The 11,349-nt window shown below is 68.5% G+C and carries 12 protein-coding genes; 6 read left to right on the forward strand and 6 right to left on the reverse strand.

The genetic code is table 11. The features are described 5' to 3' along the window. Positions 1 to 5: 5 nt before the first annotated feature. Together UK23_RS09825 and UK23_RS09830 are read right to left on the reverse strand one after the other, a co-directional pair. A complete protein-coding gene (locus UK23_RS09825) occupies positions 6 to 395 on the reverse strand; it encodes a FixH family protein (RefSeq protein WP_045311102.1) in 390 nt (129 codons plus the stop codon). Next, a complete protein-coding gene (locus tag UK23_RS09830) occupies positions 392 to 1,723 on the reverse strand; it encodes a hypothetical protein (RefSeq protein WP_156212990.1) in 1,332 nt (443 codons plus the stop codon). Before UK23_RS09830 ends, UK23_RS09825 begins: the two co-directional genes overlap by 4 nt. A gap of 136 nt (positions 1,724 to 1,859) precedes the next feature. Between UK23_RS09830 and UK23_RS09835 the strand changes: the two genes are divergently transcribed. The 3 genes from UK23_RS09835 to UK23_RS09845 are packed head-to-tail and all read left to right on the forward strand — an operon-like array spanning position 1,860 to position 3,954. After that, positions 1,860 to 2,996: a sensor histidine kinase gene (locus UK23_RS09835; protein ID WP_045311103.1), complete on the forward strand. Its 1,137-nt coding sequence runs from the start codon at positions 1,860 to 1,862 to the stop codon at positions 2,994 to 2,996. Continuing rightward, positions 2,993 to 3,652, forward strand: coding sequence for a response regulator (locus tag UK23_RS09840; protein ID WP_045311104.1), 660 nt, complete (start codon positions 2,993 to 2,995; stop codon positions 3,650 to 3,652). Before UK23_RS09835 ends, UK23_RS09840 begins: the two co-directional genes overlap by 4 nt. 2 nt (positions 3,653 to 3,654) lie before the next feature. Then, a complete protein-coding gene (locus UK23_RS09845) occupies positions 3,655 to 3,954 on the forward strand; it encodes a nucleoside triphosphate pyrophosphohydrolase (RefSeq protein ID WP_196777677.1) in 300 nt (99 codons plus the stop codon). A 1-nt stretch (position 3,955) separates the two neighbouring features. Here the strand turns inward: UK23_RS09845 and UK23_RS09850 are convergent, their stop codons facing one another. Genes UK23_RS09850 through UK23_RS09860 form a run of 3 tightly spaced genes read right to left on the reverse strand, consistent with a single transcriptional unit; the run spans position 3,956 to position 7,163 of the window. Further along, a complete protein-coding gene (locus UK23_RS09850; protein WP_231114442.1) occupies positions 3,956 to 5,422 on the reverse strand; it encodes an ArnT family glycosyltransferase in 1,467 nt (488 codons plus the stop codon). Between the two features lie 11 nt (positions 5,423 to 5,433). Continuing rightward, positions 5,434 to 6,582 (reverse strand): PrsW family intramembrane metalloprotease, encoded by a 1,149-nt coding sequence (locus UK23_RS09855; protein WP_045311107.1) that lies wholly within the window; start codon positions 6,580 to 6,582, stop codon positions 5,434 to 5,436. Then, a complete protein-coding gene (locus UK23_RS09860; protein WP_231114443.1) occupies positions 6,579 to 7,163 on the reverse strand; it encodes a hypothetical protein in 585 nt (194 codons plus the stop codon). Before UK23_RS09860 ends, UK23_RS09855 begins: the two co-directional genes overlap by 4 nt. A 97-nt stretch (positions 7,164 to 7,260) precedes the next feature. Here UK23_RS09860 and UK23_RS09865 point away from each other — a divergent pair, with 97 nt between their 5' ends. Both UK23_RS09865 and UK23_RS09870 read left to right on the forward strand, forming a co-directional pair. Next, a complete protein-coding gene (locus tag UK23_RS09865; protein ID WP_045311116.1) occupies positions 7,261 to 8,340 on the forward strand; it encodes a dihydrodipicolinate reductase in 1,080 nt (359 codons plus the stop codon). Beyond that, positions 8,337 to 8,816 carry a carboxymuconolactone decarboxylase family protein gene (locus tag UK23_RS09870; RefSeq protein WP_045311109.1) on the forward strand — a complete coding sequence of 160 codons (480 nt, stop codon included), beginning with the start codon at positions 8,337 to 8,339 and terminating at the stop codon, positions 8,814 to 8,816. Before UK23_RS09865 ends, UK23_RS09870 begins: the two co-directional genes overlap by 4 nt. An 18-nt stretch (positions 8,817 to 8,834) precedes the next feature. On the opposite strand, the gene UK23_RS09875 is transcribed toward UK23_RS09870, so the two are convergent. Continuing rightward, positions 8,835 to 10,442: a GMC oxidoreductase gene (locus UK23_RS09875; RefSeq protein ID WP_156212992.1), complete on the reverse strand. Its 1,608-nt coding sequence runs from the start codon at positions 10,440 to 10,442 to the stop codon at positions 8,835 to 8,837. A gap of 230 nt (positions 10,443 to 10,672) precedes the next feature. Here UK23_RS09875 and UK23_RS09880 point away from each other — a divergent pair. Further along, positions 10,673 to 11,349, forward strand: a 677-nt coding sequence (locus tag UK23_RS09880; protein WP_156212991.1) for an alpha/beta fold hydrolase, incomplete at its 3' end; no start/stop codon positions are given.

Genomic DNA, 11,349 nt, shown 5'->3' on the forward strand with positions numbered 1-11,349 from the left:
CCCCTTCAGGTGAGCAGCAGCGGGATGACCACCCGCTCCGCACTGAGTGACACGGTGATTTCCCATTGCCCCGGCATGTACAGGCCGACGTCGCCGACCTGGTAGTGACCGGGTTCGAGCGGCCCCGCGGTGATCGGGGCGATCGCGTGGCCCATCTGCGGCATCGCCGGTTCGACGACGACCTCGTCGCCCTGCGCGGGTTTCCCTCGCAGATCCGTGATCCGCAGGTCGAACGAGTTGACGCCGCTCTTCGTGCTCGCGGGCGTGAGCACGAACCGCAGCTGCCCGGTCTCGGCCAGATGTGGTTGTGCTGCCACGGTTCGCGGCCACAGGACGACCAGTGCTCCTGCTGCCGCGACGACCACGGCCAGTGCGATCAGGACGTAACGCTTCACTTCTCGGCAACCCCCTTCGCCGGCACGTCGACGACCGTCGGAACGGTGATGATCGAGTAGTCGCGTTCGACCTGGATCCACACGAGGTACCTGCCGGGCAACGGGAACGAGTACGTGAACGGCACGTTCGGTCCGTACGCGGCCACGCTCTCGTCCGGCTTGTCGGGCATGCCCGGTGTCGGCGGGATCATCGAGTGCACGTGCGCCCAGATCGGTGCGTCCGCCGGACTGCCGGTGACCGGGCCGACGACGATCATGTGCCCGAGCATCCCCAGCCACGGCTGCAGATCTTTCGCGCCGAACCCGGCCGTGATCGTGCTCGGCCGGCCCGCTTCCCGGATTTCCGTTGCCAGCCCGGCTTTTCCGTCGTTCTTGACAGCGGTGCTCCCGGCGACGTCGACCTGCGACCGGAGTAGCTGCACTCCCCCGCCACGCCGGGCGATCTCCGCGGCGATCGCGTGCGTGCCCTGCTCGGGAGCCTGCAGACGAGCCCGGTACTCACCCGGTGCCGTGCGGATCGGGTGCAGGTGGCGGAGGTTTCCGGACGGCGACACCACCACGAGGTGCATGAACGCGCTGTCGTGCACCAGCAGGTCGTCCACGGGCCTGCCGGACGATCCGTCGGTGAGGCTGAGCACGAGGTCGTTGCCGTTCATGCTCGGCACGAGGTTCACCGGCGGCCGCGAGAAGTCCGTTGCGGACGTTCGCTGGTACGGGTCGTTCACGTTGTCGAACGTCGGATCCAGCTGAGTTCCGGGCGCCGCGACCGGTGGAATGCCCGGCGACAGCAACGCCGCCGTCGCCGCGACAGCGATCGCCGCGACCATGCCCGCCGTCGGGACCAGTGCCAGACCGGGCTTTCCGAACACCGCGAACAGCAAAGCCAGGAACAGCAGCACACCGGCCGCGATGAACCCGCCGTAGGTCGCGTTCTCCCACGGCGACGCCACCAGCGCCGGGACGACGAACGGAATCGTCGCCTCGTCGACCGCGAGCTCCCACGGCCCAGGCCGGTCGATGGTCAGGACACCCGAGTAGAAACCTGGCTTCTCGCCCAGAACCACCTTCGTCGTACTGGTCTGAGCACCCGCGGCCCGTGCGGTCAGGGTGATCTCCCCCGGCGGCGAACCGGCGTGCGTCACCACGTCGACGTGGACGGGCCCCGGCACCTCCGCGACCCGCCGGATGATCACCGTGAGGTCGCGGCCGCCGAGCGTCTGCGCCACGTGGATGTCTGCCCCGACCTGGGCACCGTCGGCCAGCGCCGGTGTCACGATCCCCAGGATCGCCCCCAGCGCGAGCAGCAAGATCGCACCACTTCGCTTCATCGTGGCCGAAGGTATCGATCATGCGGGCCCGAATGCGTCACTGCGCAGGCGGAAACCGGGTCCCCCGCACGGGGGACTTCCGACCCCTGCGAAGTAGGACGTGCTCAGGGTCGTGATGCGGCAAGATTCTGCAGCGATGTACCCGATCAAGCTGTCACTCAAGCACCAGTCGTGGCTGGTCGCGGCCACGTGCATGGTCGCGGACGGCGGCTTCGTGCTGCTCAACCGCTGTGCGCCGTGGCAGACCGCGGTCGTGCTGACGATGACCCTGGCGGTGAACGCGCTGCTGGCCGGACCCGCCAGGTCGGCCGGCTGGGTCGCGGCCCTGCAGGCGGCCGTCCCGTTGATCGTCCTGATCACCATCGGCGACCGGATCCACGCCAACGAAGCCGGCCTGCTGATCGCCGGCTACCGCGCGGGAGCCTGGCTGCGCGGCGTCGAAGCATGGTCCTCGCTCGCCGTGGTCGCCGCGAGCGCGTTCGTCTGCCCGTACGCGATGGGCACGGACGTGGTGCGGTCGTTGCTGGTGGTGGCGAAGATCGCGATCCTGCCGTTCCTCGTCGGCCGCTACACCACCGCCCGCCGCGCCTACCTCGCCGAGTTGGAGAAGCGCTCGGCGGTGGAGCAGGCGGACGCCCAGGCCGCCGTCACCAAAGCCATCACCGAGGAACGCAGCGCGATCGCCCGCGACCTGCACGACGTGATCGTGCACCACGTGAGCGCGATCGGCCTGCACGCCGGTGCGGCGCGGCTGAGCCTCCCCAACGGCGACACGAAGCTGGCCGGGTCGCTGCGGTCGGTCGAGACGTCCAGCCGTGCGGCCATGGTCGACCTGCGGCACCTGCTCGACCTGCTGCACGGCGACAAGTCCGAAGGTGCCCGCCAACCCGGCCTCGACAACCTCGACGAGCTCTTCGACGGCGTCCGCGCGGCAGGCACCCCGGCCCGCCTGGAAGTGCGCGGGCCTCGACGCGACGTGCCCGACTCGTTGGACATCACGGTCTACCGGATCATCCAGGAGATGCTGACGAACGCGCTGCGGCACGGCGACTCGTCCGGCGTCACCGTCACCCTGCAGTACTCGCCCGACTCGCTCACCATCACCGCCGCGAACGGCACGGGTTCCGGCAACGGCTCGAACGGCTCCGTCCGGCGCGGCCTGGTCGGCATCCGCAACCGTGCGGGCATGTTCGCGGGCACGACCCAGTCCGGCCTCGAACCGGACGGCCGCACCTGGCGCACCGCAGTCACGTTCCCGCTGGAGGTCTCATGACGCTGACCGTGCTGCTCGCCGACGACCACGCGATGCTGCGGTCCGGGATGCGCGCGATCTTCGAGACCCAGCCGGATCTGCAGTGCGTGGCCGAGGTCGCCGACGGCCGCGCCGCCGTCTCCGAAGTCGCCCGCCTGCGCCCGGACGTGGCCGTGCTCGACATCCGCATGCCCAAGCTCGACGGCCTCGGCGCCACCGAGATGATCCTCTCCGACCCCGCCAACCGCACCAAGGTCCTGCTGCTCACGACCTACGACAGCGACGAGTACGTCTACCGCGCGCTGAACGCCGGTGCCAGCGGGTTCCTGCTGAAGTCGTTGCCACCGGAGGAACTGATCTCGGCGGTCCGGGTGGCGGCGCGCGGCGACGCGCTGATCGACCCGTCCGTGACGCAACGCCTGATCGCGCGCTTCGCCGTGAGCCTCGCTCCTCCGCCAACCCCGCCAGAGCTCGCCTTGCTCACCGCACGCGAACGCGAGGTGCTGCAACTGGTCGCGGCGGCGTACAGCAACGCCGAGATCGCCGCTCAGTTGCACGTCGGCGACGAGACGGTGAAGACGCACGTGTCGCGCGTGCTGGCCAAGCTGGGGCTGCGCGACCGGGTGCACGCCGTCGCTTATGCGCATGTGAACGGGTTGGTGCAGGGCCGGAGATGACCATGCCGAAACTGGTGCGCGACAGGATTCCCGAGCTCGTGCGCGCGAACGGTGAAGAGCCCGTCACCGAGATCGCGGACGTCCAGCGCTACCGGGAACTCCTGCGCGACAAGCTGTCCGAGGAGGTGGCGGAGTTCCTGGAGTCCGGCGAGGTCGAAGAACTGGCCGACATCATGGAAGTCCTCCACGCCCTCGCCCAGGCCGCCGGGGTGTCGCCGGCGGAACTCGAACGGATCCGAGCCGGGAAGGCCGCCGAACGCGGCGGGTTCGCGGACCGCGTCGTGCTGCTGGACGTCCGCTGACTCACCGCCGGAAGATCGTGATGGAGTGACCCACCTCGTCGACCGGCGTGCTGCTCGCGATCAGCGCGGCCAGCCGGTCGTCGGCCTTGGCGATCGCCGTGTCCGACACCACGAGCAACCCGCGCACCTCGCGTGACGGCACAACCCGCGGATCAGCAGCCTCGACGCCGTAGTACGACGGCACACCCGCTCCCTTGTAGACCAGCCAGACCCGCTCGCCCGGATACCTCTCCCGCAGCCGATCCGCGAGCCGCCCGAGATCCTGTCCCCAGTCGACGTTCGAGTCGTGCAGGTACAGATGTGTCCTGGCCGGCCCGCCGAACGCCTCGTTGGAGTAAGGCAGGTAGTAGGGAAACGCGAGCAGGGAACTGACCGCGACCAACGCCACCGCCACGTACGCCCATCGCTGACGAACGAGAACAACAGCACCAGCCGCGACCGCGAGGAACATCGGCACGAAGACCGCGTACCGCACGCCCAGATCACGGCTGCTCATCATCATCAGGGCCAGCAGCACGGCCGTGGGAGCGAGCACGTGGACGGCCGCAACACGCTTCCGGCGCACCAGAACCACCGAACCGGCAACCCACAGCACCAACGCGCCCAACGGTGTCTTCACGAGCAGCGCCGCAAGGAGGTAGTACCAGCGCGAGCCCTCGTAGTGCGTGCCGAACAGGAACCCTCCCCACACCCGGTTCTCCATGCCGAACTGGGCGCCCATCCCGTCCAGATACAGCTGGGGAAACGGCGCCAGCGGATCCACGACGACATAGGAGGCCCACACCACGACCGCCGCGACCAACCCCGCGATCCCGGCCGCCTTGAGGCGCTGCGTGGAGAACACGACCAGCAGCAACACCACCGGAACCGCGGCCAGCGCGGTCATCTTCGTGGCCACGGCCGCCCCCAGAGCGAGTCCTACCAGGGCTGGATGAACATCGGCTCTCCACGTCAACCAGACCGCAGTCAGCACAAACCCGGCCACAGCAACGTCGAGCGTCGCCAACGACCCGTTCGCGATGACGTCCGGTGAGAGCGCGTACAGCGCAAGCGAGACCACCCCGCCCGCAGGCCCGAAGACATCCCGCGCGAACAGGAACACCACCAGCCCGAACAACAACGTCAGCACGATCATCGGCAAGCGCGCCGACAACAACAGCCGCCAGGGTGAGTTGCCCGCCTCGTACAGCACGTGCCGCCCGAAAGCCGTCTGATCGCCGACGAACGACGGGTCGAAGCGGACGTCGGCGAACACCAGCCCGGTCGACATGATCAGCTTGCCGAACGGCGGGTGCTCCGCGTTGTAGCGCAGGCTGTGCTGCTCGAGCTGCGCCACCGCCGCGCCGATGTAGACCGGCTCGTCGATGGTCGGCGTCTGCCGCACGGCCGCTGTGACCATCGCGAACGCCATCTGGGCCAGCAACACGAACACGATCAGCCGCACACTCGTTGGAACGGGAGTGCCCACCAGTCAGGTTGTCACCCGTGGCGCAATCGCACCACTTCAGCTCGGGCGTGGGCGACCCGGTGGGTCTCGTGGCCTCCCGCCAGCGCGAGCTCACGAGCGAGGTCACCGGCGGCTTCGACCAGGTGACGGGCCCTGCGCCGGTTGCGCACGAGCTTGCGGAACGCCTTGCGGTCCCTGCGCAGCCCGCTCACGGCCGCCAGCAGCGCCGGATCCACCACACCTGCCTCGACTTCCGGCCCGAGCAGGTCCCGGACCCACACCCGCTCCTGCCGGGCCGCGTGCCGCAGCACGGAGAACAACGTCCACAGCTCCACCGCCGCGATCAGGAACGGCAGCAGGATCGACAGCAGCACCCTGCCACCGGCGATGCCCGACATCGAGTCCCACGCGGAGTGGAAGACCATCGCGGCGAGCATCGTGAGCAGTCCGCGCAGCACCTTGCGGTCGCCGGGCACCCGTCCGAGCACCCACATCAACCCGGCGCAGAAGATCGCGCTGAACAGGGCGTGCGACACGATCCCGAACGCGCCGCGGATCAGGAAGATCTGCAGCGACGAACCGATCTGGTCGACACCGAACGACTGCGCGGCGCCGTTGTAGACGTACAGCACGTCCTCGAACACCTGGAACCCCAGGCCGATGAACGCGCCGATGATGAACCCGTCGTACGCACTGCGCACGAGCCGAGGGGCCAACCCGATCAGCAACACCAGCCCGAGCGCCTTGCCGAACTCCTCGTTGATCGGCGCGGTCAGCCCGGCGGCCCAGTCGGCGGCGAACTGGGTGCCGCCGATCTTCGTCCAGATCTCCAGCAGCGCGGAGTTGGCCGGCAGCGCGATCCAGAACGTCGCGGCGACGCCACCCCAGACGAACCCGGTGGCGAGCAGCGCGCCAGGCTGCGCGGTGTAGCGGTTGTGGTGACGCAGGAGCAGCAGCCACGGGATCAGGTAGAGCCCGAACAGCAGCACACCGCCGGTCAGCGCCGGCCGGTAGAAGTCCGCGCCCGGCCCGAAGTAGCGCAACATCGCGAGCGCACCGCCGCCGACCCCCACGGTGTACACCCAGAACGCGAGGTTGTCCGGCTGGAACAACCGGAACGGCTGACCCCACCCGGACTGCTCGATCGCGACGAGCTGCGCGTTCTTCACAGCCGCGGTCATCGGCCCGCTCCCGGCGTGATGGAGCGCAGCATGGCGCTCACCGTGTCCTGATAACGCTCGAACTGGCCCGGCGCGGTGCGCACGCGGACCAGCAGCGCGACGTCGCCCGACATCTTGAACGCGACCTGCACCCCGTCACCGCTGGGCGAACTGCTGCTCTGCGCGACGCCGACCAGTCCCCCGTCGGTCGTCACCGTGCCGCGTCCTGCCGCAACACCCTGACTGCCCTGCGACCGCAGCACCTGGTCGAGGAACGCGTCGGCGCTCCCGGTGAACGACGCGCCGCGCAGGCCGATCGTCGCGCCACCCGTCGCCAGGTCGACCTGCAGGCTCGTCGGCGACGCCCCCGTCAACGTGCCGTTCTCCAGCTGCCAGCCCACCGGCGGCACCGCGGTCGCACCGTTGCCGAGATCCAGCACCGCGCCGGCCTTGATCTCGTTGTGCCACGGGATCGCGACGTTCAGCGCGGGAAGGCCGTACGCCAGCACGAGTGCCACGGCCAAGGCGATCAACGCGGGCCGGAACGTGCGTCTGTCGAGGCCGAGGAAGCGGTGCTCCACCGGCACCCATTGCTCGCTCATCACGTGATCACCTGACCACATTCCGCGGGTTCCGGCCGAATGAACCGGTCCCCGAAACGCTATGCAACTGGAACGTGTTCTAGTTATGCTTCAGCGCATGATCGCCGCTGTGGTGTGGGGAACGGGAAACGTCGGTCGTGCCGCGATCCGGGCCGTCGAGGCCCATCCGGCGCTGAAGCTGGCGGCCGTGGTCGTCAACAACCCGGACAAGGTCGGCAAGGACGCGGGCGCACTCGCCGGTCTCGACGTCGAACTCGGGATTGCCGCGACGAATGACATCGACGCCGTGCTGGCCACGAGTCCCGGTGCCGTGGTGTACGCGGCGTCCGGCGACATCCGGCCGGACGACGCCCTCGCCGACATCACCAAGGCGATCCGGGCGGGCGCGGTCGTCGTCACGCCGTCGCTGTACGCGCTCTACGACCACCGCAGCGCGCCCGCCGAGTTGCGAGAACCGGTTCTAGCCGCGATCGCCGAGGGCGGCGGCTCGCTGTTCGTCTCCGGGGTCGACCCCGGCTGGGGCAACGACGTGCTGCCGTTGCTCGTCAGCGGCCTGGGCAGCGAGGTCGACGCGATCCGCTGCCAGGAGATCTTCGACTACTCCACCTACGACCAGCCCGACGCCGTGCGGTGGCTGATCGGCATGGGCCAGCCGCTCGACTACCAGGCGCCGATGCTCATGCCGACGGTGCCGACCATGGTGTGGGGCGGCCAGATCCGGCTGATGGCCCGCGCACTGGGCGTGGAGGTCGACGAGATCCGCGAGACCGTCGACCGGCGCGCGCTCGACACCACCGTCACGACCCGGACCATGGGCGAGTTCGAGGCGGGCACGCAGGGCGCGATCCGGTTCGAGGTGCAGGGCGTCGTCGGCGGCGAACCACTGATCGTCATCGAGCACGTCACGCGCATCCACGCCTCCTGCGCGACGGACTGGCCGATGCCGCCGTCCGGGGACGGTGCGCACAAGGTGATCATCGAGGGACGCCCGCACATCGAGGTCTCGGTCGAGGCCACCGACGAGGGCGAGAACCGTTCCGCTGGAGGCAACGCGACCGCGGTCGGCCGGCTGGTGAACGCGATCGACTGGCTGGTCGAGGCCGAGCCCGGCCTCTACGACGCGCTCGACATCCCGCTTCGCCCCGCCGTCGGCAAGCTCGGAAGGAAACCGCGATGAACATCGACATCCCCGAGGGCAAGGACCCCATCGGTTACGTGTGGGGCGAGATGGTGCCCGGCATCGGCATCGCGGCCGCCAACTTCTCACTCGCGGTCTACCAGCACACCACGCTGGGGCTGCGCGAGTTCGAGGCGGCACGGCTGCGGATCGCGCAGATCAACGGCTGCATGTTCTGCCTGGACTGGCGGACGGAGCGCGACGGCCAGAAGGTCGAGGAGGAGTTCCTCGACGCGGTGACCCAGTGGCGCACCACCGACGCCTTCGACGACCGCGCGAGGCTGGCCGCGGAGTACGCCGAGCGGTACGCACTGGATCACCACGGGCTCGACGACGAGTTCTGGTCCCGCATGTCCGAGCACTACAGCCAGGTGGAGATCGCGGAGCTGAGCATGTGCATCGGCTCCTGGCTCGCGTTCGGCAGGCTGAACCACGTACTCGGCCTCGACACCAGGTGCGTGCTGCCGAAGTTCTGAGCCGTCCACGAGGGACCGTCAGAAGTCGTTGGCGATGATCTTCTCGACGTTGCGCTCGGCGAGCGCGGTGATCGTCACGAACGGGTTCACGGTGGTGAGGCCGGGAATCAGCGAACCGTCCATCACGTACAGACCGCTGTAGCCGTGCAGGCGACCGTAGTTGTCGGTGGCCTTGTTGATGACCGCGCCGCCGAGCGGGTGGTACGTGAGGTGGTCGCCCCAGGTCTTGTAGACGCCGAAGAGGTCGGTCCGGTAGATCGTCCCCTCCTTCGCGTTGATCTTGTCGAAGATGGACTTGGCGGCGTTGATGGACGTCTGCTTCCACGCCGTCTGCCAGTTCAGGTCGACCTTTCCGGCGGCGGCGTTCCAGGAGAACTGCGCCCGGCTCGGCGTCCTGGTGATCGACAGGTAGAACGACGCGTACGTCTCGATCCCGGTCGGCAACGGGGCCACCTCGGCGAACGCGCCGCCCGCCGCCCAGTTGTCGATGCCCGCGGTCGGAATCGACGACTGCAGCGCACCGGTCGGGTCCCACAGGTGGTTCGCGCGGCCGACCATGACGTTGCCGTTGTCGCCCCAGCCCTGGCCGATCTCACCGTTCAGGTTCGGCAGGGCTCCAGTCGACTTGAGCTTCGTCAGCAGCTTGCTGGTGCCGATGCTGCCCGCCGCGAAGAACACCTTGGCCGCCGTGACGGACTTGGTGGCCACCACGCCTCCGGTGGTGTTGAGCTCCTCCATCGTGACCGTGTAGCCACCTGACGCCGGGGTGACCGAGGTGACCCGGTGCAGCGGGGAGATCGTGACGCGGCCGGTGGCCCTGATCTTCTGGAGATAGGTCTTCTGCAGGGACTTCTTGCCGTAGTTGTTGCCGTACAGGATCTCGCCGGCCAGCGCCGACTTCGGGACGGTGCCGTCCGCCTCCTGCTTCATGTAGTTCCAGTCGTACACGTTGGGCACGTAGACGAACGGGAAACCGGACCGCTGCGCGTGTTTGCGGCCCACCCTGGCGTACTGGTAGGCCGGGGTGGAGTCGAACCAGGCCGGGTCGATGAGCGTGACCCCGAGCTCGGCGTTGGCGCGCGGGTAGTAGACGTTGTACATCTCGTCCGGGTTGACCGAGGGCAGGACCTCGCCGAAGAACTCGCGCCGCGGCGTCACGGCCATGCCGCCGTTGACGAGCGACCCGCCGCCGACACCGCGGCCCTGGTAGACGGTGATGCCGCTGAACTCCTCGGCATCCAGGATTCCCGTGTACTTCGGGATGTCCTTGTCGATCGGAAAGCCGAGGAAGTTGCTCAGCGGCTGTTTCGTCCTCGTGCGCAACCAGAACGACCGCTGGTCGGGCGTCGTGGTGTTGGCGAAGATCTTGCCGTCCGGGCCTGGGGTGTCCCAGGACATGCCCATCTCGATCATGTGGACGTCGACGCCGGCCTGGGCGAGGCGCAGGGCCGTCACGCACCCGCCGTAGCCGCTGCCGATCACGAGAGCGGGGACGACCGCCGCGTCGGAGATCGACGCTTTCGCCGTGCCTGCCAGGCCTCCCAGAGCCACCGCCCCAAGAATAGAACCTGTTCCAGTAATGAACGTGCGGCGCGAAGGACCTTTGGAACCGTTGTCACACCTCATTGTGTGGGCCATGTGATCTTCCTCACTCTAGCCGTATGAGAACAAGTTATACCTGTGCTCACGTGGGGTGTCACTACCTGGCTGTACCGGTTCTCTCGGCCGGTGAGGTGAAGGTTGTCCTACCTGAGGCGGATCCCGAGGGGGTCCCACAGCCCGATGCCGGACTACTCCTGGTTGATCCACTCTCGAAAAGTCATTGTCCTGCAAGGAAGTTTCGGAGTGATGTGCTCATGAACGTCGGTAGGCTGGCCGGCTTGGCCGTGGCGGGGCTGCTCCCGCTCTCGATCACCGGGGTGGCGCAGGCGTCCCCGCCGGTGTCTCCGTCGGTGCAGTGGGGTGCGTGCGAACGGACCGGTCTCCCGGTCATCCCCGGCACCGAGTGCGGCAGGCTGAGCGTGCCCGTCGACTGGTCGCGGCCCTCGGGCGGCACCGTGGCGTTGCGCGTCTTCCGGCTCAAGGCCGCGAACAGCGAGGGGACGATCCTGAACTTCCCGTCCGGCCCCGGCCAGACGGGTGACCTGAGCTTCGCGACGTTGCGCGACGCGCTCCCCCGCTACGACCTGATCGCACTCGACCCGCGCGGGGTGGGCGAGAGCAGCCCGATGACGTGCGCCACCGCCCCGGCGGTCAAGATCCCTTACGTGCCACCGACCGACAGTCCCGCGTTTGACGCATTGGCGGCGAACCAGCAGGACTTCTGGCGGTCGTGCACCACCGGCGTGCCCGGTCTCGACTCCCGTTTGGACGCCTACACGAACGCGCGCGACGCCGACGCGTTGCGGACGGCGCTGGGCCTGAAGAAGATCAACATCCACGGCTTCTCGTACGGGACCTTGACGGCCGAGCGTTACCTGGCTCGGTACGGCCATCATGTCAACGGGTCGCTCCTGGAAGGCGTGATGAACCC

Origin of the sequence: Lentzea aerocolonigenes, assembly GCF_000955955.1 — a bacterium.
In the GTDB taxonomy this organism is placed as follows: Bacteria; Actinomycetota; Actinomycetes; order Mycobacteriales; family Pseudonocardiaceae; genus Lentzea; species Lentzea aerocolonigenes_A.